This window comes from Bacillus cereus ATCC 14579 (assembly GCF_000007825.1).
GTDB lineage: Bacteria > Bacillota > Bacilli > Bacillales > Bacillaceae_G > Bacillus_A > Bacillus_A cereus.
Map to the genome: position 1 here is coordinate 5,159,245 of NC_004722.1, position 21,788 is coordinate 5,181,032.

Sequence of the window (21,788 nt, forward strand, 5' to 3'; positions counted from 1 at the left end):
AAAACAAAATATTAACACTTAATTTACTTATTCCGTATATAATTATATTCGAAATGTTAATTTCATAAGGGAGGACTTAAAATCATGAATGATGAAAATAACATTATTATTTCTAGTTCTACTATGATGCTTGTTCCATACAATCACCCTTATTATCGTACAAAACTTATCGACAGTAGCGGAAACCATCTTTACTCCTGTCAAACTGCTCTCCAACTTATACAGAAATCTTGTCTAACAAATATTCATTCTACTTATCAAGGGAGACGTAATGCTGTAAAAACAAAATTTAAATTTAAACAAAACGTTCCAATTCCGATCAATCATAGAGAATATATTTGTGCTTTCCCAACAGAATCTCCTGCTTCTCCAAATTGTATTTGGCTTTTCTTCAAACATGTTCATACAATAGAGTTTTTCAAAAAAGCTAAACGAGCTAAAATTCATTTTTCAAACGGAGCTACCGTAACGATACAAATTAGTCCCCATAAGTTAAGCCAGCAATTATGGAAAGCTGGATATGTATTATCCCAAATGAACATGCAAGATTCATCACCTTAATAACAAATAGAATGGAAGGTAGTATTTCCTTACCTTACCTTCCATTCTATTTTCTATTTTTATCCTTTTACACTATCTCGCATTTTCTCGAGTGCTTGCCGATACATCCATCTTACTTGATAATATGTCATTTCCGTCTCTAAAGCGATTTCTCCCATCGTCTTCCCTACAAAAAAACGTTCAAAAATAATATACTTCTCCTTCTCATCTAACACGCTCATAAAATCCTTCACTCTTATTTCAACGTCCTCAAAATGAAAGATATCCTCATACTCTCCTACACATACACATCTCTCCTGCACTGCGAACTCTTTCTTCAATCTCTCTAATATATAACCTCGCACCGTTACAACTGCATATGCAGGGAAATACCCCTTCTTTTCATCAAATCTTTCATACGCATGCCAAAGACCGATTAAACCACATTGATAATACTCTTCATAATCTTTACGAATACCTAATTTCTTTATTTGATTTACAATCATCCCTTCATACAAAACAACTGCCTCTTTAAAAGTCGCTGGCTTCACACAGTACCCGTTTCTAAAAGGTATACCTTTCTAGTATTCCGCGGTACCTTCACAATATAAAAATAAAGAAAAGATTTCACTGTGAGTCATTTCAAATACTACCGACGGAATTTGAAATTACACTATGTAGAATTTGAAATTCTGTTGGTGGTATTTGAAATAGGGGTAAAAATAAAAAAGGTGACTCTTGGAAGAGCCACCTTTTCTATCTTATTTCCTTATTGGAACATACCTTGTAAAGCTCCGATTCCAAGAGTTAAAACAAAGAAAACAATAGTAATAATTGTTGCCTGCTTTTTAGTCAAACCTGCTGTAATTTGAAGACCTAGCCATGTAACTACATATCCCCAAATTGTAAACACTTCAAATTTACTTACAATACCTTTTACAACACCACTACTCGAGGCGAAAATTGGTCCTAGGCCAGTGTACATTTCTTGACCCGATCCACCTAAAATATAAGCTAAAATTATATTTATTAATACACCAATTAATGAAATAACACTTGAATATACAGTAATCGCCAATAATTTTTTATAAGAAGTATCATTGCTCATAAACACCATTAATACTTTATACACTACAGCACTTAGTAAGAAACTAAATCCCATACCAAGAGCACCTACACCGAATCCCATACCATATGTCATTCCAGCTGAAACAGTAACACCTAACTCCTTATTGAGCTCAATTGCTTCAGGTGTTAGAGAATATACATAAGCAGCAAATCCCCCAATAAGTCCACCTAATAAAACAAGTAGCCAAAACGCTCCCCAAACTGCATTACTCGTTTTCATTCTTTCGAACTGCACTCCAGGAGAAGTAATCATTCCTAATAATGATGGCTTCTTCACGCCTACATCTTGCGTATTAATATTTGCTTCCATTATAACGCCTCCTTCTATTTATATAACCCGTTCTAACGGGCGGTTCACTTCCTCATATAGAGGCTACGAACCGCCCACTAGAACGGTAATGTGTAGTTCTACTACACTATTAATTACTCATAACGCAATGCTTCAATTGGATCTAATTTCGCAGCTTTATTTGCTGGAATTAATCCGAAAATAATACCGAGTGTCATCGAGAACAGTACGCCTCCAACGACAACTTCCCACGAAACGAGCGGTGGCCATTTTGCGAATGTAGAAACGATATATGCTCCGCCATACCCAAGACCAATTCCGATTAAACCACCTAAAAGTGTTAACATAACAGCTTCAATTAAAAACTGTAATAAAATTTTACTACGCGTTGCTCCAAGCGCTTTACGTATCCCAATTTCGCGCGTACGCTCCGTTACAGATACGAGCATGATATTCATAACACCAATACCACCAACGACTAATGAAATACCAGCGATACCACCGATAATCATCGTCATGATGCTAGTTACTTTAGAAACATTTTCTTGGAGTTCTTTTAAATTCACCAGTTCATATTTACCTGGGATTTCACTTGGCTTACGACTATTTAATACATCAACAGCTCGTTTCCCTGCTGCTTCTAAATTGTCTACATTTTTAGCTTGAATTGCGATATTTTGAATATCATCTGTCCCGTATAAAACAGGCCATAACGTAAGAGGAATTAACGCTTCTTCCATTTCAAATCCCATAAATTCATTATCTGATGTATACACACCAATAATTTGCATTGGCTGTCCCTTCATCTCAATAATTTGTCCAACTGGGTTTACGTCCTTAAATAACGTTTCCTCTGTTTTTGTGCTAATCATCACAACGTTATTCGCGTGAGAAATATCTGATTCATTTAAGGAGCGGCCCTTTACAACCTTTACTTTATTAACCGCAAAATATTCATTATCAAGTCCAATAACATTCAGCCTTGCTTTTTTATCATTTACATCAAGTGTCTCTGTTGTCGAATTTGTTGTAATAACGTGTGAAACATCTTTCACTTGTTTTACTTCCAAAATATCCTCTTCCGTTAACTTCGGTATTTCAAATCCACCTATAGCAAATTCATCATTAATATCTGTTTTAAATTGAATTGGCATAAGGTTATTACCACCAGAACCTGCGAATTTCGACTTCAACATCGCTTCCCCGCCTTGCCCAATTGCAACGACAGTAATAATCGAACCTACCCCGATAATAATACCGAGCATCGTAAGAGCAGAACGTAGTTTATGAGCTAAAATAGAAGATAAGGCAATTTTTATACTATCTAGTAAACTCATACCGCACACCTTCTATCTTCTGTAACTTTCCCGTCTCGCAGTACAATGCGGCGGGAAGAATACGCTGCTACTTCCTCTTCATGCGTAACCATAACAATCGTCGTACCTTCTGCATTAAGCTTCGTGAAAATATCCATAACTTGCTCACCAGACTTCGTATCAAGTGCACCAGTCGGTTCATCGGCCATAATGAACGTTGGATTATTTGCAATCGCTCTTGCAATTGCTACACGCTGCTTCTGTCCACCTGATAACTCATTTGGTAAATGATGCACGCGATCTGCCAATCCAACTTTACCTAACGCCTCCAAAGCCCGCTTGCGACGCTCCGCTTTCTTCACGCCACCATATACGAGCGGAAGCTCAACATTTTCCACTGCGGAAAGACGCGGCAGCAAATTAAAATGCTGAAACACAAAACCGATATATTCATTACGAATTAAAGCAAGCTTTGACTCGTCTGCTGTTAAGATATTCACATCATTCAGCATATATTCACCTTCTGTTGGACGATCTAAACAACCGATAATATTCATAAGCGTCGACTTACCAGAACCAGAAGGTCCCATAATCGAAACGAACTCACCGCTCTGAATCGTTAAACTAATACCGTGTAAAATCGGCACTGCCAATTTTCCTTGATAATACGTTTTAGCAATATGATTTAACGTAATCATTTCTCTTTCACTTCCATTCCGTCATACACATCGTCGGAAGGATTTTTAACCACCTTTTGCCCTACTGTTACGCCTTCTACAACCTCTGTCCAATCTCCATCAGTAGAACCTTTTTTCACATTTTGTTTACGAAGCTTCCCTTTATCCTCAACATAAACAAATGCATCATCGCCTTTTGCTACAATGCTCTTACTTGGGACAGCAATCATCTTCTTATTCTCTAAGTTTACTTGCAGAGAAACGTGATAACCTGGAGATAAACCATCTTGACTATCAAGGCTAGCTTTATATGTATACTGAGACATATTTTGAGTTGCTTCACCCATGCCGCCAGCTTGCGCCATCTCTGCACTTGTTGGGAACTCACTTACCTCTGTAATCTTACCTGTCCACTTCTTCTTATTATTTGCTTTTGCAGTTACAGTGAATGTTTGATCTTTTTGAATTTGTGACTTTTGAAGCTCAGTTAACGTACCTTGAACTTGGAATGGATCTTTAGAAGCTACTTGTAAAAACGCTTTTCCTTGACCACCTAACGTTTGAGATGAACTTTGTGCCGCATCTTTGTCTAACTTTTGAACAACACCAGCAAAATTGCTATAAATCGTAAGTTCTTTCTGCTTCTTACTTAACTCTTCTTTCTGCAACTTTCCTTTTTCTTTCTCAAGGTCAATTGTTTTTTGTCCTATCTCTAACTCGTTTACTTGCTCGTCCATCGGATCTGTTACTTCTTTCCCAGCTCCGCTATCTTTCGCCTTCTTAATTTCTTTCTTCAACGAATCAATCTTCTTTTTCCCTTGATCATAACGCATATCCGCCATCTTCTGATCAAGCTCAGCTTGCTTCATTTGAAGGTTAATCTCTTCATTATCATAAGAGAATAACTTCGTGCCTTTCTCTACCTCTTGCCCTTCTTTTACCTCAATATCTTTCACTTTCCCTTTGGCCGGATCTGCATAGAAGCTTTCAATATTACTAGGCTTCACCTGACCAGAAATTAACTTCGTATTATTCAGCTTACGCTCTGTCACTTTCTCAAAACTTACAGCATCAGCATTTGTTGATGCACCCTTCTTCTTACCTTGCATAACAAAAATATTAATTGCCGCTACAATAACAATTAGTGCAATAACCCCAATAATAATCCATTTCTTCTTCTTGTTTGGAGTACGAACCGTATTTGGTAACATATTACCGCTCCTTTTTTATAACTTAATAGTTTAATATAAAAATTGTATAAAACTTTCTGAAAATAAACTGTATATTATTACAATCTTTTTACAAAGTTTTACACATCCATTTATATTGTAACAAAAATTCCAATGATTAGAAATATGACATTATATCTTTTAAGATAGATTTAAGGAAAGGAAAAAGAGCAATTTTAATTGAATGGAAGCCATTCTTTATTAACAAAATTTCTTTCCAAAATGAATCATTAAAATTATTTTCCTAATTGCACCATCGCTATTTTGTCATATATATTTGACATTTCATCTATTCAATTATAAAATGTCACATATAAATGACATTTTGGTACACAAGGTCTACAACCATCAATGGGAGGGTTATATTTGAATAACGTTAAACAATATCGAAAATCTGAAGATCTATCGCAGCTAGAATTAGCTAAAAAAGTTAACGTAGCGAGACAGACAATAAACTTAATTGAAAACAATAAATATAACCCTTCTTTAGCCTTATGTATCGAATTAGCAAAAGCACTAAAAACAGATTTAAACAGTCTATTTTGGGAGGGAGATTAAATGATGAAAATTGAATGGAAAGAAAGAGTTTATAATAGTTTTGTTGGAACACTAAGTGAGAGAGATGAATACCAAAAACAAGAAATCAATAAAGAGTTATCTGTAGCTGGAATTGGTTTGTGGTGGTTAAATATGTTGGTAATGCTTATTATGTTACTTGTTGATACTATGAATCACACAATATCTATAGGGACAATATTCATTTTTCTATCTAATATGATTTATGCTAATTACTTAGCCTTTAAATTCAAGAAAAAAGGTTTAAGTGATACTGAATGTGCAACAAAAGAAGAATATTTACAACACAAGAAAAAATTAAGAAAAGCTGGCTTAAAAGCGGGTGTGCTTTGGGGCTTTCAAATGTTTGTTTTTATGAATTATCTCCTTCCCTATATAGGTTCAGAAGAAATCTCTATTTCTTTATTTGATGTTGTGCTTTGGGGTTGCGCTGGCGGATTTTTCGGTATAACCATGTATCTATTTGGTTTATGGAATCTAAAAAAATTATATTAATTAACAAAAATCATTTATATATTAAACTGCAATTTTACATACTGTTTGTTTTTTCTAATATAAAAGCTATCCAATCACACACAATTGGATAGCTTTTTCAAACAAAATATTATGCTACTTTAGGATCTTTTCTCTCATGTCCACGTTGAACAATAAATAAGAAGACTGTTGATAAAATTGCTCCTGTTAATAGTAAGATGAAACAACCATCCCAGCCAGAACTATCAACAATAACACCAATTGCTGCGTTAGCTACAAGACTTCCGCCTACATAACCGAATAGACCACACATACCAACTGTCGTACCTACTGCAAATTTCGGTACTAATTCCATCGCACTTAAACCGATTAAGAACTGTGGTACATAAATTAAACAACCGATAATAGAAACTGCAATACTTACAACAAGTACGCTAGTTGCTTGCCAATATATAAACGTACCAATAACAACTCCAACCATACTAATAATACATAATGGCATACGTTTTCCTTTAAATAATTTATCACTTAAAAAACCAACGATTAATGAACTTGGAATTGCCATACCTTCAAAGATTGCATATGCCGCATGCGCTTCTGCTTTTGAAAATCCTTTAACTGTCGTTAAATAAAGTGGAACCCAGTTAATAACACCGAAACGAATTAAATAAACAAAAGCATTCGCAATACATAAGAACCATACAAATTTATTTTTCACTACATACTTCATTAAAATTTCTTTTGGTGACATCTTGTTAGCATTATCTGCCTTTTCAAGATTTTCATAGTCATTACGATACTCATCAATTGGAGGAAGACCTTCAGATTCTGGTGTATCCTTCGCATTGATCCAAACAAGTACTGCAATTACCATTGCGATAATCGCAGGGAAAATAAACACGCCGCCTTGCCAATGATTTTCACCGAAAATACCTACACCAATTCCGACAAGTGGTGGCACAAGCATTCCACCAACGTTATGTGAAATATTCCAAAGACCTGTTTTCGTACCACGTTCTTTCTTCGAGAACCATTTCGTCATAACAATACTACAAGGTGGTGCTCCCATACCTTGTACAATACCGTTAACAACAAGTAATGTAACAATCATCCCAAATGATGATGCAAAGCCGAAACAAATATTTACAAGCCCTGATAAGAATAAACCGACTGCGATAAAGCGCTGGGCGAAAGCTTTATCTGATAAATTCCCCATAAAGAACTTACTAAATCCATAAACAATTGCCATTACTGAGCCTAGTAGACCAATTTCAGCTGTACTAAAACCATATTCTTGTACTAAATACGTACTTGATAACGTAAAGTTACTACGAACTAAATAATAAGCAGCATATCCAACTGAAATCCCGATTAACACACGAATACGTAGTAATCGATATACATGATCGATCATATCCGCTGGCAATCTTTCAATTGCAGGTGCTGGCTTGAGCCATTTAAACATATATTTCCGTCTCCTTTTCTCACTTCAGAGAGAGACGCTGTCTATTCCATATCTCGATTATTCCGCTATTTGATATATTTAGGTTCGTCCTTCTAACCGGCTGTCCTTCTATTTCTTTCTCATTCTTCGCAAACATCGTTGGTACGCCAAACGACACTTTTTCTAAAATATGCCCCGCTTCTTCTGATAAACAATAATCAATAAATAAATCCGCAATAATACCACTCGGTGCACGTTTTAGTTTAGAAATCGCATTAACAGATAACCCTGTTTGCTCAGGTTCGTTACTTAAAATCGGAAAACCTTGTTTTTGAAGCATTCTCTGATCTCCCATAAAGTTGATGCCTATCATATATTCACCGCTCGCAACAAGTTCTGCTGGGATGTAACCATTCACTGTTACTTCTCCAACTTGTTCTGCCAGACTCTTCACATATTCCTTCGCTTCCTCTTCACCTAACGTATCAATAAGTGACTGGAAAAACGTATATGCTGTACCTGAAACATTTGGATCGGGCATGACAATCTTTCCCTTATATACTGGATTCAATAAATCTTTCCATCTTAACGGATACGAGAGACCGAGCGGCGCTATTTCCTCGTTCCACCGCTCTTTATTAATCGCAATTGCCAGCTTCTCCACTTCATAACCGTACCAATAACCATCTTTATCTTTAACAGTTTTTGAAATACGATTTGCATGTTGGCTTATCACAGGAATAGAAAGATTTTTCTGCTTCATCATTTGATGCGCATCTACTGCACCGCCAATAATAATATCCGCCTTCGGATTTCCAGCTTCTTCTTCCACTCTACGAAGAAGTTCTTCTGTTGAAAGACGAATAAATTCATACGTACATCCGCGCGGCTTACAAAATGATGAAAGTAACGCTTCACCAACTTCCTCACGAGCCGCCACATACGCAACAATATGACGATCATCCAAAATAGGGAGACCATTTTTACTATATTTAATAGAGGTTGTATCTCGAGAGCAACTAGACATCGCTCCTCCAATTACTAGCAAAAAGAAGAAAAAGGCTATCTTTCTCATGACGCATTCTCCTTTACGAATAACTCTGCTAGAGAGCCTTTCATATACATGACATTTCCGTTATTATCACCGAGATATTGCACAACAAAGTACGATGGATACACAGAAATCGTAAGAATATCTTCACGATCATTCTTTACACGCTTACCTGTTTTATAAGCTGTAATATAAGCAATCGGTTCATTCTGCGATTGTAATAACTTCTGAATTTCTCCATAATCTGTAATTTGCTTTGCGTATCGAATAGAATCAAGTATGTGCGTAAGATTGATAGTACGTACCACATCACCTTGACGTACTACGACATCCTTTGCTGAAGCAAAGAAATCACTAATACGCTCTGGTGTGTAATACAGGCTTAATAAATACGTTTGAAGTGCTGAAATCATCGGATCCATGCCATTCTTTCCGTATACATTTTCCCCATACTGGAACAAGTCACCTACTGCAAAAGTACGCTTATGTCCATTCAAGTACGTTACTTCTCCAGTAAATACTTGTTCTTGGCTCTTAACGCCCTCAGGCTCTATTCGAATTCGGTCAAAGAATGAAACAATCGTATGCAAACGAACTTCATCCGTTACAACGATTTCTCCCCACTTTTCATGTCTTACTTTCACTTCAATTGGAAGAGATTCATTCACCCTTTGTAAAACGGCTTGTTTATCATTTACAATGTTGATTCGATTATAGATTTGCTTCTCCATAACATAAAACAAAACAAGAGAAACAATCATACAAATGACAAACATAAGAATTTGAAATGATAGCCTTTTCATTTCTGCCTACCTCCAAGATAAAAAAACGTTGTTTCGAAAATACCGCATAATTGTTTCATAAATGTATCATTTAACCGCTTTCAAGTTTTTTATGTCTTCCATCCTTCTCGGAAGCAAAAATGTAATGAATATTGTAGTACCTACTTCTTCACTACTCTCAATCCGCATGCTTCCGCCCTGCTTACTCATAATCTCCTGACAAATATACAAACCATAACCATTCCCGTAACTAGAAGGAAGTGCCTTTCCTTTCGGAGACTCATTCCACTCCGCAAGCACCACTTCATCTATACCGATCCCATCATCATGAACAAAAACCTTCGCTTCATGCTCATTTACAATTACATTCATACGAATGTGCGAAGCATCACTATACTTAATTGCATTATCAAGCACATTTAAGAAAATTTGCTTCGTCTTATCAAAATCTGCAACAACATGTACATCCGTTAACTCATTTATCACTTCAATTTCAAATTGATTTAGGCGAGGCTTCACAATTGAAACTGCTTCTTCTGCCAATTCCTTTATATTCACAACTGTAGGAGACACTTCAAACGTACTCTTCCCATATTTCGAAGACTTAAGCAGTTCCTCTACAAGTGATAATAAACGCTCACTTTCCACAGATACATAACGAAGACTTTCCTGTACATCTTCTTTCGATTGTAACTTCGGAATTAAATCAACATAACCGATAATTGCCGTTAGCGGTGTTTTTAGCTCATGCGTAATGCGGTCTAGGAAATCTTTCTGCTTCTCTTTCTCCTCCTGCAATTGCTTAATATGCAGCTCAATTCCATCGGCCATCGCGTTAAAAGATGCTGAAAGCTGAGCGATTTCCACGTACTCATTTAACTCAATCTTACTCTTATAATCACCATTCGCGAGCCTCTGTGCCATTTGTCTCAACTGATCAATTGGTTTATGAAGAGACTTTGCCAAACGAATTGCAAAGAAAATACCGGTAGCTACTAGGCAAAGAGACGTCATTAAGAAAGTCCAGCTCACATTTGTTAAAACTTCCTTCTCACCCGTTAACTCATTTATAAAACGAATACTTCCAATGACATCGTTTCCATAATATACTGGGCTTGAAAACAAAAGAATGGGAGCGGGATCCGCCTCCTCAAAAACATAAGACTTCTTCCCCTTCAAAGAACTCTCAATGTCGATGTTACGGTGAAGCAATGCTCCTTTTTGTGTATCTGCAACAACATCGCCATTCTTCCCAATCATCTGCACACGGACATCCATACGCTTTGCTAAATACGACGCAATTAAAAGTGAATTAGGACCAAGCGTATCCACTTCTGCTTCCTTCTCTAAATAATTCATCGTATAAATTTGTGCTTCTACACTTAACTTTTCTAAAGAATCTGCTGCGTTATGATACATATTCTTTTCTAACGTAATATAAACAACTGCATATAAAAGAACAAAAATCGGAATTAACAGCCCAACTATTCCAAATACCATATTTCGCTTTAAAGACATACCATCACCACTTAACAATCCAGTTTATAGCCAACGCCATAAATTGTCTTAATATATTCTCCGCTCGTCCCAAGCTTCTTTCGAAGTCTCTGCACCATAATATCAACTGCTCTCGTATTTCCGATATACTCAAACCCCCATACTTTCTCAAGTAACTCATCCCTCATAAACACACGCTGCGGATTTGAAACAAACAACTGACATAAATTAAACTCTCGGTACGTTAACTGAATCTCTTGTCCACTCACATGTACCTTTCTTTCCTTAGGACAAATCACTATCTCTCCAGCCTCAATTACTTCATGACTTACAGCGGCCTCCGTCTTCTTTACACGCCGCGCCATATTCTTAACCCGAAGAATAAGCTCCGCATAATTAAACGGCTTCGTCACATAATCATCAGCACCAAGCTGCAAGCCAAGCAACTTATCATTCATCTGACTCTTTGCCGTTAACATAAGCACCGGAATATCCCTATCCCTCTCACGGAACAAACGAAGCAACTCATACCCATCCGTATCCGGAAGCATAACATCCAAAATCAATACATCTGGCCCTTCATTCCATCGCTCCAAAGCTTCTCTCCCGTCAGCCGCTGCCAATACTTCATAACCTTCCATCTCCAACTGCATCCGAATCAAATTACGAATACTCGATTCATCATCAACCACAAGTATTTTCATCATTCTCCTCCTTCCATCATGTATTATAGTACAGTTTAGTATAGCAAAAATCCTATAAAAAAAGAGAGGGTATTGTCGAACATATTTTGTCGACGATACCCTCTCTTTCACTTATTATATTTATTTAGCATATCCATTCGGTTGCTTTTGATGCCAATTCCAAGCATGTTCAATGATTGTCTTAACATTTACATACTTAGGATCCCATCCTAGCTTCTCTTTCGCTTTCTTAGAAGAAGCAACTAAACGTGCTGGATCGCCCGCACGGCGCGGTGCTACCTCAGCAGGAATTTCATGATTTGTAACCTCACGAACTGCATCAACGATTTCTTTTACACTGAAACCATTACCATTTCCTAAGTTATAGAAATCACTCTCTCCGCCATTCTGCAAGTCTTTAAGCCCTAAGAAATGAGCCGCTACTAAATCTTCAACATGAATATAATCACGGATACAAGTACCGTCTGGTGTATTATAATCATCACCAAACATCATAATCTTCTCACGTTGACCTAAAGCCACTTGCAACACAAGAGGAATTAAATGTGTCTCTGGGCGATGATCTTCTCCAATAATACCATTTGGAGTTGCACCAGCCACGTTAAAGTATCTGAAAATCTTATAACGTAAATTAGAAGCTTGGCTATACCAATGAAGCATCTTCTCGATTGCTAACTTCGTCTCTCCATACGTATTCGTTGGATTCGTCATCGTTTCTTCAGTAATAAGATCAACATCTACCTCACCATACGTTGCCGCAGTAGAAGAGAAAATGAACTTATCTACCTTAAACTCATCCATTACCTCTAATAAACAAAGTGCACCATACACATTGTTATTATAATATTGAAGGGGCTTTTCCATACTAACTCCAACTAAAGAATCAGCTGCAAAGTGCATAACCGCCTCAATATTTTCTTGTTTAAAAACATCCCTTAAAAATGATTTATCACGAAGGTCGCCATTATAAAACTTCGCGCCTTCCGTAATTGCATCTTCATGACCAGTTTGTAAGTTATCTACTACTACTACAGATAAACCTTCGTCTACTAATTTTTTCACAGCGTGAGAACCGATATAGCCAGCTCCACCACAGATTAAAATTGAATTCATTGTTTTCCTCCTACTATTTTCAGATATCTTAATTATAAAAGGAAAAGGTATACGGGAACTCGTACACCTTTTATCTCTCCTTCATTACTTAGCTACAAAATAATCAGTTACATGTTTCGCCCAAACATCATGTCCTTTTGCACTTGGGAAACCAAATTCTTCTTGTAGGTATGGTAAAATTGCTTTCGTTGAAGCATCCGGCCATGCTCCCCAATGATCAATATATGTATAATTATTTTGCGTTGCAAATTGTTTTAATGCTTCAATCGATTTCGGGTAATTTTTCGCACCATACACTGGATTTGATGGTTGAATCATAATCGTAGCGCCTTTTGCACTAGTAGAAAGTGCTTGAACAAACTTCTGTGTATTCACAACAGAGTTCCCATTACCAGTTTTACCGTTATCAGTAATAAATGGTGGTTCAAATAAAATCACATCTGGATTGTCTTTCGCGATCTCTTTATCACGCTTATTCGCGATTAACTCTTCTGTGCTTTCACCCTTATATTCCTTTATAGTCACATTCCATAAACCTTTACCATAAGCAGTTTCTAAATTAGCCGTTAGCTTAGCTGCCCAAGCACCTTTTTCAGATGAAGAAGCTTCATCACCAACAATAACAAGATTTACTGCCTTTTTATCCTCAGCAGCTTTCTTTAACTTCTCTTTCACTGCATCTGGCAAGTTCTTCGCATAGGCTTCATTAAAAGATGACTTCGTATCTTGTTTTTTCTCTTCCTTTTTCTCTTCTTTCTTCACTCCGCTATCTTTCACTTCATCCTTTGTTTTCGTTACTTCACTCGTTTGTCCTGTTGCATTCGCAATCTTCTTATTCCAGTACAATTTACCGCTCACAATCGAAGCAACAAACAATACAAAAATAACAAGGACAAGTACTGCTTTCTTATTCATCGATTCACCTCATCTATTAATCTCACAATATATAATACTAATATAAATCCATGCAAAAATAAACCCAACTCCTTCCAAAGGAGTTGGGTTATTACATACTACTTGGTCACTTCAAGATGCGCTCTTAACTTATTCGTTAAATCTTGTTTTGCTGCCTCTGGGACATAGTAGTACCAAATACCATCAGCGGCTTTGTGACCGTCACCTGGGATTTGAATATCTTCACTGTTTTCCAGACAATTTTTATAATTCTTTTGCATATCAAACATTTGATCTTGCGTTAAGTTTGTCTTCACATTTTTTTGAATTGCTGTTAACACATCACCATAACTTGTTAAAGAAGAGAAAGTAGCGCCTTTCTTAATAACAGCTTGCATCACTTGGCGCTGACGCATTTGACGTCCGAAGTCACCACGTGGGTCTTCATAGCGCATACGTGTGAATGATAGTGCCTCATCACCTGTTAAATGAATATTTCCTTTAGCAAAATGATGCTTGTCTTGTTTAAACTCTAAATCATTATTGACATCTACCCCACCAACTGCATCCACAATATCCTTAAATCCTGCCATATTCACTTCAATATAATAATTAATAGGAACATTCAAGAATTTTTCTACTGTCGCTACAGACATGTCTACCCCACCAAATGCGTAGGCATGGTTAATTTTATCACTCTTTCCTTTTCCAACAATTTCAGTATATGTATCACGTGGAATACTCACTGTCTTCATAGAATTATTTTTAGGGTTTAATGTAATAAGTATTAAAGAATCAGATCTACCTTTTTCATTCCCACGTTCATCTACCCCTAATAATAAAATTGAAACGGGTTCAGATTTGCTAATTTTCACTTCTTCAGTACCTTTAGAATCTTTATCGCGTTTCAATGGCTTATGAACTTCATCTAATGTTTTTGAGACAGAAGAGTATATACTATAGGCATAAGCTCCTCCACCTATAATTAGGATTCCTATAATTCCTAATATCCAAAATAGGATTTTCTTTTTCATTTTTTATCCTTCTTTCTACTTATTCACTGTTCTCTGCATCTGATTTTTAAAAATACATATATTAAAATGTATTACCACGTTTCCTTAGAAATAACCTTAGGAAGTTTTTTGCAGTCAAAGTTTTAATAAAAATAAATGTATCATTTAGATTTCATGAGCATTTTTATATTACTCCACAAATATATTATATCATTTTTCTTAATCATTAAGTAAATCACATATACTACCAGATAGATGCATACAGCTGATATAACACTTAAATACCATGATATAATAATAAATATAATCGTTATAACTATCTCTAATATAATGTCCTTCTTAACTTCAATATCCAAGAACCTTGCTAGATAAATTTCTGCAATAATACACCTAAATGCCAATAAGAATATTATACATAAAATTGTTAAGTGCAAACTATTGAATACAAACACGCTTAGACACGTTAATAATAAACTCATTGCTACCGTAATTAAATTTATTATTAGCATCCACTTTTCCTTACGAAGTGTTTTCAAATACGTATTAATTAATAATAACATTTTACTTTCATACAAACACATTGGAAATAACAATGCCATATAAATTAAACTATCAGCATATTGCGGTAACCACGCTGATAGGATTACTTTTGCTGGATAATAAAAAACTAACAACCCTACTAACGGTATCATAATTGTAGTTCTTATAGTTTTGTAAATAAAAGGTAAATTTTCTTGTGATGTACGACGTAAAGCAGGAAATAAAACCACTGCTATTGCATTAATGAACAGTAGCAACATATTGGCGATACTTAAAGTTAATGAAATCTTACCAAATATTTCAATACTCCAATTACGCTCAATAAAAAAGCGTACGATACCAATAATAAGCAGGCTCGCAAAATTAGCAAATAATAATTTACTCCCAACAGATATATTTACATATATCTCTTTGGCACTCATCTTAATGGATTCAAACTTCCCAAACACTAACTCCCGACAAACAAAAAATGAATAAATTACGGAAAAGATTTTCCCAATAACATCCGCAAGAATAAGATATTCAAACTCCTTAACTCCATTCATTAAAAAAGCTATAACTAATATAAAATAAATGGATCGCTCTAAAATAATTATGATTGAAAACTCTTTAATTCGATTTGTCGCTTGCAACATAAATGTCAATAATGAACGTGGGACTACTAATACTCCAGTTAAACAAGTTAATGCTACGACAATAGTTTTACTTGTATCTGTAGCAATCGAAATATAATATAATAAAATTGCAGAATTTGCAATAATATCAAAAACAACTAGAAACCAATACTGTGAAACAAAAACGGGCTTACGCAAGTCGCTATATTCCCAACCTCCATAACGCAAATACGCCCCATCTGTTAAACCTAAAGACATATATGATATATATGAAGAATAAAAAATATACAATTGCCAATATCCATAATTACTAACATCAATAAATCTAGGAACGATTAAAAGTAATACTGTGGAAATAATTATAGACAAAATATTAGCAATAAATGTATAAGAGAAATTACGAGCAAATTTTTTCACTTTATAGTTCATTTTATTACCTCTTTAATTCTACGCAATAGCGTATATAACTAAACAACAGCCGAACTCTTTAAACTAAAATATAATTCTTAAACTATAAAAATGGTAGCCCTCTAAAGAACTACCATTCAAGATTTATATTTTCATTTCTATATTAACAATTTTAGTTACTTGGTTTAGCATTCTTCCAGATAAAATAATATAAATTAAGATTTAATCTAGCAAGCACACAAGAAAACTTAACAAATTTACTCGTTAAATCATTAATTTTAAATTTATACAAATTTTTCTTCAATCTTTCTTTGTCTTGTCTTCTAATCTTATCTTCGTGAATACCATTCATTAACAAACTAATATTTAAATGCATATAGTAGTTTTTATACTGTTCTAATTCAATTCCCTTTTGATCATTAAGTAAGTTTATAATATTATCCAAAGAGTTAAGGGCTGTTAGTTTTTTAAAACTAAAATTTGATTTAGAAGCATTATTATTGTGAATTATATAATGATAATACGGAGTTGAATCATATACAATTTGTTTAGACTCTAAAATTGCTTGACAACAAAATAATAAATCTTCACAAAAATGTATATCCTCATCCAAATATAAATTTTTTTTACGAAATAAATCTACTGAAAAAAGTTTATTACATAAGAAACCTCTAAAATCATTTGGATTAAGAATAGAATTTAATGTGTCTTCTTTATTTAAAATTTTTGTACTTAATTCAACAGGCCTGCTTATTAGTAATCCGTTTATATCTTCTTTCACATAGCCACACATAGCAATATCTGCTTTGTGCTGAATAATTAATTCATATAGCTTATTAATCATATTTGGCTCTATCCAATCATCTGGATCTACAAAACCAATATAATTTCCATTTGCCTTATTCAATCCTACATTTCTCGCAGAGGAAACTCCTCCATTCTCTTTATGAAAGACAATAAAACGCTCATCTTTTTCTGCATATTGGTCACAAATCAATCCACTCTGATCTGTAGATCCGTCATTTACCAATACAATTTCTAAATTTTGATATTCTTGTTTTATAATGCTATCTAAGCATCTTGGTAAGAACCCTTCAACATTATATATAGGAACTATAAGAGAAATTAACATTTTAAACCTCTTTCCTATGAAATCCAACAAATTCATAACTAATGAAACTACGTTGTCGTTTGAACCCTTTTTTTCTTTTGACCAGATAGTATTATTGTCCCTAATAAAATTAAACATATAGTTAAAATATTAATTAAACTAAATGTAGATACAATAAATGATGTAAAAGTATCTCGTGGTGCATAGAGTAATAAGCGAGTCATAGATAGACACATCCAGGCTCCTAAGATACCAGCCCTAAACAATTTATTCATACATCCTAAAATAATCCCTAAAATAAAGTTCCCAATAATTATACCGAAATAACTAAAATCCTTATATAGTTCAGCTACATAGCTCGATCCATATCCCCAGCCGTTCAAATATCTCTTAGGACTTAAAATGTATGAAACACTTTCCGCAAAGTTATTACCATATAATGCAGAATCCAGGCTCTGAGGAACATATTTTGGTACATCTATCAAAAATTGAGTTATAGCATTACTATTAATAAAATCAATGAGTCTACCAATAGTATATATTTTTCCCTCAGACAGTTGACCAGCCAATGTTTGAGCATAACCAATCAAATTGACACTTACACCTTGAGCGTAGAAGAATTCAATTATACCATCTAAAAATGAATGCTCTACTGAACTATCCATACGTAAATATGAAACTGTATTTAATAACAAAATCATAAAGGGTAATGCACAAATACAAGCAAGTATCTCTTTTTTTCCAAACCATTTTTCCTTCTTATCAGTATAATTTCGAAGGCAAAGATATACTAGAACTATCAATATATTTAGAACAAAATTATTTCTCTGTCCTACCGCTAATGATAAACAACCTAATAGAACATATAAAACTAAAGGAATAAAGGATTTCTTTTTTGTAGGTAGTGTACCTAGATATATAAATAACGCGGTCGGACACATTTCTGCTAATTTAATAACCCATCCTGGAAATGAAGATGCGTATGAAGCATAAAGTTCAGTATAACCAACATTATTTGTAAATTTTGCTTTATCCCATAGCACTAAAACATTAAAAATATAGGTAATGTAAAATAATGATTTACTTACTAGAGCTACATTTTTAATATTATTCTCAGTAAAAAACTTTGACTTTTTACCTTTATAAGCCCTGTTATTCTTCACTAATGCATATCCCAAAAAGAGAAACAACAAGCTGAAAAATAAACTAATAAAAATACTCCATATTACCTTTTCATCACCGAAATCTAAACCATAATAGCTATTATTATATTTATCATAATAACCAAAGAGTGGCTTAACTACCAATCTAGCTACTAAAAAAGTAAAAAAGGTACTATTAAAAGCAAAAAATATAATTCTCTCACTAAATTTTTCACAAGAATATAATAAATTGTGAATCAACATACCACAAATTGCTACTAAGAGAATATTAAGATTTAAAAATAGGGCCCCTATACCAAACATACTTACAGCAAAAAACAAAATTATATATCGAATAATTTTTTGCAAGTCCTATTACCCTCCTATAAAATTTACACATAATCATTTTAGATAATATCTACAAGGACCCAGAACTAGACTTCCCAAGTTTAGTAGCAAATTTGGAATAAAGAACCTTAGCATTACTTCTTTCCTTCCAAATATTTAATGCATTATCGCACATTTTCTTATACGACCCATTATCCATTATGTGGAATTCGTTAAGTGATTCAACAATTTGTGAAACTGTACAATCTTTATCTAATAGGTATCCATTTTTTCCATTTTCAACAATTTCCCTTGTACCACCAACATCCGTAGCGATAACTGGAAGCCCCATAGATATTGCTTCCATGATTGCTACAGGTACTCCTTCGGATGCAGATAAATTAACAAAAACAGTTGCAGGATTTTCTTTATACCAATTTAAAACTTCTTGATTTTTAACGAATCCAGTAAATTTAACTTGTTTCATATTAAGCTTACTTTTGGCTAATTTTTTTATACGTTCAAATTCTGGTCCTCCACCAATATGAGTCCAGGAATATTGGATATCCTTCTCTTCTAACTTTACTAATGCTTCTATTAGTAAATCAATTCTTTTTACTTTGCGTACTACAGAACAGCTCACAATATATAACTGATCGTTCATAGTATTACTAAGTACATTAGTTGAGATTGTTCCCAACCTTTCTACACTTACCTTATCCTTATATGCAGGATATGTTTGATTTAAAGCATCTACTCCGTCTTGCGAACAAGGATATACTGCATCAAGAGACTTTAATAAATAGTCTCTCTCCGGTAAATATTTTAAAGGTGCCGCATCTTCATACAAATCATATCTATGCGCGCGCGAAATTGTATATGGATTTCTTTCCTTAAAATATTTATGCTTTAATTCTACAGCAACTCTTGCAGTTATGTATAACCAATAACTATATACTGTAATTGAATCATACTGTTCAAAATCGTACTCATTCAATTGATGCTCCACTCGATCATATACATCCATTGCACGACTTTCAAAATAATAACAATATAATTTATGCGACAGTTTCCCTTTAGAATCCGCTTTAATCATTTTTGTTTTTAATTTATCTTTATTAATAGTACTAAATTGCCTTAATACCATTTTGGCTTTTCCTGCAATGGAATGTTTTATTCCTATTGGTAAAATTACAACATTTTCAGGGACAGTCCTAGTCTGTTGCATCTCATTAGATACCATAGTGGAAATAATATAAATCTTTTTATAACTCTTAGATAGGTACTCTATTTCTGATTCCAAATATTCCTCACCTTTATGAAAAGGGTAATAATTGGTCAAGAGTATCAAACAATTATTCACTAATTTCCCACCTTTTGTTTTTCATCGTTATTTCTATTTATATTTTTTGATTTTATTACAGAGGCTGCCGTTAAGAATATAACCTTTAGATCCAACATAAACGATACATTTTCTACATAATACACATCATTTTTCACACGTTGCTCCATTGTAGAATTATTTCTTAAGACCGCTTGATTATAACCTGTAATACCAGGACGGACATCAAATTTTTTAAAGAATTCTTTTGGATAAATATCCTTATTTCCTAATGGACTTGGTCTTGGACCTACAAAACTCATATCACCTTTTAGTACATTAAGTAGTTGTGGAAGTTCGTCTATACTTGTCTTCCTTAAAACATTCCCAATTTTTGTTACCCTTGGATCGTTATCAGAATTAAATGTACTACCATCTTCATTACGAATATCCGGTGCATTTACTTTCATCGAACGAAACTTATACATAGGAAATTCTCTCATTCCTTTTCCTAATCTAGGCGCATTATAGAAAACAGGTCCCTTATCTTCTAATTTAATCATAATAACTACCGGTATCATGATTATTAGTAAAAAAGGAAGTAATAATAAAGAGCCTATTATATCAAAAACGCGTTTAATACCATAACGGTACATCATCCAACCCCCGCATTAATAAATGTATTTCTTCTACAGCTGTAGCAAAATTATAATCTGTTGAAAAATCTAGTAATTCCTTTGCTTTACTACTATCCATATAAGAAGAATGTATTCCTTCATTAGCATTAGGATTTTTCACTAATAAATTATCTTTGTTTCCAAACGCATTATTAATTGTATTTGCAACTTCATAATTTGTTAAAGCATCCCCGCTACCTATATTAAAAGTACCTGAAACCTTCTCTTGTTTTAATGCATAAATTACAGATTTTGCTGCATCTTTTGCATATAGAAACTCTCTTTTTGCAACACTATTAGCATGTAAAGTTAATTGTTCACCATGAAATGCTTGTCTGAAAAATCTATTAATCATATAATTATTTTTTTCATTAAACCCATATAAATGGGCGAACCTCAAGTTTTTAATACAAAGCCCTTTTTTTCTAGAATAAATATTTCCAATATGCTCACAGGCCAACTTACTAACACCGTACATTAAATCAGGTAACGGTAACTCCTTCTCATTCCACGGTAGGGACGTTTCATCAGAGTAGGCTGATATTGTAGATGCATACACAATATTACTAATATTATTTTCATAGCATGCATCGTATAAATTTTGTGTTAGAATTTCATTATCATGAAACTCAGATATCTTCCCTTGGCTACCTCTTGTGGCTGCAAGATGCACCACTGCATCTACATCATTTAATTGATTTATCAAGTCTTCCAAAGTATAATCCGAAACTCTGTATTCGTAATCATTTATCGCTTTATTACCAATACTTCTTGTTAAAATGATAGGCGTATTCCCATCATTTTTAATGCTTTCAACAACGTATTGACCTAGAAAACCCGTTCCACCAGTAACAGCTATTTTCATCTTAGTCTCTCTCTCCGTAATTTGTTTTTAATCCTAACTAGCACTACTCTCAAATT

The 21,788-nt window shown here is 34.2% G+C and carries 22 protein-coding genes; 3 read left to right on the plus strand and 19 right to left on the minus strand.

From position 1 onward, the window contains the following. The first annotated feature begins 84 nt into the window (after window positions 1-84). Window positions 85-561 carry a competence protein ComK gene (locus BC_RS26175; protein ID WP_000997461.1) on the plus strand — a complete coding sequence of 159 codons (477 nt, stop codon included), beginning with the start codon at window positions 85-87 and terminating at the stop codon, window positions 559-561. A 59-nt stretch (window positions 562-620) separates the two neighbouring features. Here BC_RS26175 and BC_RS26180 read toward each other — a convergent pair whose 3' ends face one another. The 5 genes from BC_RS26180 to BC_RS26200 form a co-directional block, all read right to left on the minus strand. Further along, window positions 621-1,091 carry a sigma-70 family RNA polymerase sigma factor gene (locus BC_RS26180; protein WP_002025078.1) on the minus strand — a complete coding sequence of 157 codons (471 nt, stop codon included), beginning with the start codon at window positions 1,089-1,091 and terminating at the stop codon, window positions 621-623. Between the two features lie 218 nt (window positions 1,092-1,309). Then, complete coding sequence (locus BC_RS26185) at window positions 1,310-1,978, minus strand: Yip1 family protein (RefSeq protein ID WP_000387932.1); 669 nt, start codon at window positions 1,976-1,978, stop codon at window positions 1,310-1,312. Window positions 1,979-2,091: 113 nt separating this feature from the next. Beyond that, complete coding sequence (locus BC_RS26190; protein ID WP_000054370.1) at window positions 2,092-3,294, minus strand: ABC transporter permease; 1,203 nt, start codon at window positions 3,292-3,294, stop codon at window positions 2,092-2,094. Beyond that, window positions 3,291-3,971: an ABC transporter ATP-binding protein gene (locus BC_RS26195; protein WP_000631603.1), complete on the minus strand. Its 681-nt coding sequence runs from the start codon at window positions 3,969-3,971 to the stop codon at window positions 3,291-3,293. The genes BC_RS26190 and BC_RS26195 overlap by 4 nt, the downstream gene beginning before the upstream one ends. Continuing rightward, window positions 3,968-5,161 (minus strand): efflux RND transporter periplasmic adaptor subunit, encoded by a 1,194-nt coding sequence (locus tag BC_RS26200; protein WP_000937330.1) that lies wholly within the window; start codon window positions 5,159-5,161, stop codon window positions 3,968-3,970. The genes BC_RS26195 and BC_RS26200 overlap by 4 nt, the downstream gene beginning before the upstream one ends. Window positions 5,162-5,545: 384 nt before the next feature. Here BC_RS26200 and BC_RS26205 point away from each other — a divergent pair, with 384 nt between their 5' ends. After that, window positions 5,546-5,737: a helix-turn-helix transcriptional regulator gene (locus BC_RS26205; RefSeq protein ID WP_001067011.1), complete on the plus strand. Its 192-nt coding sequence runs from the start codon at window positions 5,546-5,548 to the stop codon at window positions 5,735-5,737. Next, window positions 5,738-6,250 carry a DUF3278 domain-containing protein gene (locus BC_RS26210; RefSeq protein WP_000975592.1) on the plus strand — a complete coding sequence of 171 codons (513 nt, stop codon included), beginning with the start codon at window positions 5,738-5,740 and terminating at the stop codon, window positions 6,248-6,250. It begins immediately after the preceding gene. Between the two features lie 109 nt (window positions 6,251-6,359). On the opposite strand, the gene BC_RS26215 is transcribed toward BC_RS26210, so the two are convergent. From BC_RS26215 to BC_RS26280, 14 genes are all read right to left on the minus strand, one after another. Continuing rightward, complete coding sequence (locus BC_RS26215; protein WP_000477575.1) at window positions 6,360-7,694, minus strand: MFS transporter; 1,335 nt, start codon at window positions 7,692-7,694, stop codon at window positions 6,360-6,362. 19 nt (window positions 7,695-7,713) lie between these two features. Next, the gene (locus BC_RS26220; RefSeq protein WP_001225637.1) at window positions 7,714-8,748 is read right to left on the minus strand and encodes an ABC transporter substrate-binding protein; all 1,035 of its coding nucleotides are present in this window, start codon (window positions 8,746-8,748) and stop codon (window positions 7,714-7,716) included. Then, a complete protein-coding gene (locus BC_RS26225; protein WP_000826618.1) occupies window positions 8,745-9,527 on the minus strand; it encodes a DUF3919 family protein in 783 nt (260 codons plus the stop codon). Before BC_RS26225 ends, BC_RS26220 begins: the two co-directional genes overlap by 4 nt. 66 nt (window positions 9,528-9,593) lie before the next feature. Continuing rightward, a complete protein-coding gene (locus BC_RS26230) occupies window positions 9,594-11,024 on the minus strand; it encodes a HAMP domain-containing sensor histidine kinase (protein ID WP_000054029.1) in 1,431 nt (476 codons plus the stop codon). Between the two features lie 11 nt (window positions 11,025-11,035). Beyond that, window positions 11,036-11,707 carry a response regulator transcription factor gene (locus BC_RS26235; RefSeq protein WP_000699553.1) on the minus strand — a complete coding sequence of 224 codons (672 nt, stop codon included), beginning with the start codon at window positions 11,705-11,707 and terminating at the stop codon, window positions 11,036-11,038. 120 nt (window positions 11,708-11,827) lie between these two features. Further along, entirely contained in the window at window positions 11,828-12,820 is a 993-nt protein-coding gene (gene galE, locus BC_RS26240) for a UDP-glucose 4-epimerase GalE (RefSeq protein ID WP_001084657.1), read from the minus strand. A gap of 84 nt (window positions 12,821-12,904) precedes the next feature. After that, entirely contained in the window at window positions 12,905-13,735 is an 831-nt protein-coding gene (locus BC_RS26245; RefSeq protein WP_001034173.1) for an SGNH/GDSL hydrolase family protein, read from the minus strand. Window positions 13,736-13,833: 98 nt separating this feature from the next. Next, the gene (locus BC_RS26250) at window positions 13,834-14,748 is read right to left on the minus strand and encodes a LytR family transcriptional regulator (RefSeq protein ID WP_000727039.1); all 915 of its coding nucleotides are present in this window, start codon (window positions 14,746-14,748) and stop codon (window positions 13,834-13,836) included. Between the two features lie 140 nt (window positions 14,749-14,888). After that, complete coding sequence (locus tag BC_RS26255) at window positions 14,889-16,310, minus strand: lipopolysaccharide biosynthesis protein (RefSeq protein ID WP_001108298.1); 1,422 nt, start codon at window positions 16,308-16,310, stop codon at window positions 14,889-14,891. Between the two features lie 151 nt (window positions 16,311-16,461). Further along, window positions 16,462-17,421, minus strand: a complete 960-nt coding sequence (locus BC_RS26260) for a glycosyltransferase (RefSeq protein ID WP_000908873.1) — start codon at window positions 17,419-17,421, stop codon at window positions 16,462-16,464. 47 nt (window positions 17,422-17,468) lie between these two features. Then, window positions 17,469-18,911, minus strand: a complete 1,443-nt coding sequence (locus BC_RS26265) for an O-antigen polysaccharide polymerase Wzy family protein (RefSeq protein ID WP_001169436.1) — start codon at window positions 18,909-18,911, stop codon at window positions 17,469-17,471. Window positions 18,912-18,960: 49 nt separating this feature from the next. Continuing rightward, the gene (locus BC_RS26270; RefSeq protein ID WP_001057959.1) at window positions 18,961-20,232 is read right to left on the minus strand and encodes a glycosyltransferase; all 1,272 of its coding nucleotides are present in this window, start codon (window positions 20,230-20,232) and stop codon (window positions 18,961-18,963) included. Then, on the minus strand, window positions 20,232-20,846 hold the full coding sequence (locus BC_RS26275; RefSeq protein ID WP_000286451.1) for a sugar transferase: 615 nt from the start codon (window positions 20,844-20,846) through the stop codon (window positions 20,232-20,234). The genes BC_RS26270 and BC_RS26275 overlap by 1 nt, the downstream gene beginning before the upstream one ends. After that, window positions 20,827-21,732 carry an NAD-dependent epimerase/dehydratase family protein gene (locus BC_RS26280; RefSeq protein WP_000686358.1) on the minus strand — a complete coding sequence of 302 codons (906 nt, stop codon included), beginning with the start codon at window positions 21,730-21,732 and terminating at the stop codon, window positions 20,827-20,829. The genes BC_RS26275 and BC_RS26280 overlap by 20 nt, the downstream gene beginning before the upstream one ends. Window positions 21,733-21,788 lie beyond the last annotated feature (56 nt).

What these genes read in the sequence shown, in the direction of transcription:
- BC_RS26260 (WP_000908873.1), bottom strand. Translation starts at nt 17,421, where the DNA reads ATGTTAATTTCTCTTATAGTTCCTATATATAATGTTGAAGGGTTCTTA.
- BC_RS26200 (WP_000937330.1), bottom strand. Translation starts at nt 5,161, where the DNA reads ATGTTACCAAATACGGTTCGTACTCCAAACAAGAAGAAGAAATGGATT.
- BC_RS26175 (WP_000997461.1), top strand. Translation starts at nt 85, where the DNA reads ATGAATGATGAAAATAACATTATTATTTCTAGTTCTACTATGATGCTT.
- BC_RS26280 (WP_000686358.1), bottom strand. Translation starts at nt 21,732, where the DNA reads ATGAAAATAGCTGTTACTGGTGGAACGGGTTTTCTAGGTCAATACGTT.
- BC_RS26220 (WP_001225637.1), bottom strand. Translation starts at nt 8,748, where the DNA reads ATGAGAAAGATAGCCTTTTTCTTCTTTTTGCTAGTAATTGGAGGAGCG.
- BC_RS26250 (WP_000727039.1), bottom strand. Translation starts at nt 14,748, where the DNA reads ATGAAAAAGAAAATCCTATTTTGGATATTAGGAATTATAGGAATCCTA.
- BC_RS26215 (WP_000477575.1), bottom strand. Translation starts at nt 7,694, where the DNA reads ATGTTTAAATGGCTCAAGCCAGCACCTGCAATTGAAAGATTGCCAGCG.
- BC_RS26230 (WP_000054029.1), bottom strand. Translation starts at nt 11,024, where the DNA reads ATGTCTTTAAAGCGAAATATGGTATTTGGAATAGTTGGGCTGTTAATT.
- BC_RS26255 (WP_001108298.1), bottom strand. Translation starts at nt 16,310, where the DNA reads ATGAACTATAAAGTGAAAAAATTTGCTCGTAATTTCTCTTATACATTT.
- BC_RS26190 (WP_000054370.1), bottom strand. Translation starts at nt 3,294, where the DNA reads ATGAGTTTACTAGATAGTATAAAAATTGCCTTATCTTCTATTTTAGCT.
- BC_RS26185 (WP_000387932.1), bottom strand. Translation starts at nt 1,978, where the DNA reads ATGGAAGCAAATATTAATACGCAAGATGTAGGCGTGAAGAAGCCATCA.
- BC_RS26225 (WP_000826618.1), bottom strand. Translation starts at nt 9,527, where the DNA reads ATGAAAAGGCTATCATTTCAAATTCTTATGTTTGTCATTTGTATGATT.
- BC_RS26235 (WP_000699553.1), bottom strand. Translation starts at nt 11,707, where the DNA reads ATGAAAATACTTGTGGTTGATGATGAATCGAGTATTCGTAATTTGATT.
- BC_RS26245 (WP_001034173.1), bottom strand. Translation starts at nt 13,735, where the DNA reads ATGAATAAGAAAGCAGTACTTGTCCTTGTTATTTTTGTATTGTTTGTT.
- BC_RS26195 (WP_000631603.1), bottom strand. Translation starts at nt 3,971, where the DNA reads ATGATTACGTTAAATCATATTGCTAAAACGTATTATCAAGGAAAATTG.
- BC_RS26210 (WP_000975592.1), top strand. Translation starts at nt 5,738, where the DNA reads ATGATGAAAATTGAATGGAAAGAAAGAGTTTATAATAGTTTTGTTGGA.
- galE (WP_001084657.1), bottom strand. Translation starts at nt 12,820, where the DNA reads ATGAATTCAATTTTAATCTGTGGTGGAGCTGGCTATATCGGTTCTCAC.
- BC_RS26275 (WP_000286451.1), bottom strand. Translation starts at nt 20,846, where the DNA reads ATGTACCGTTATGGTATTAAACGCGTTTTTGATATAATAGGCTCTTTA.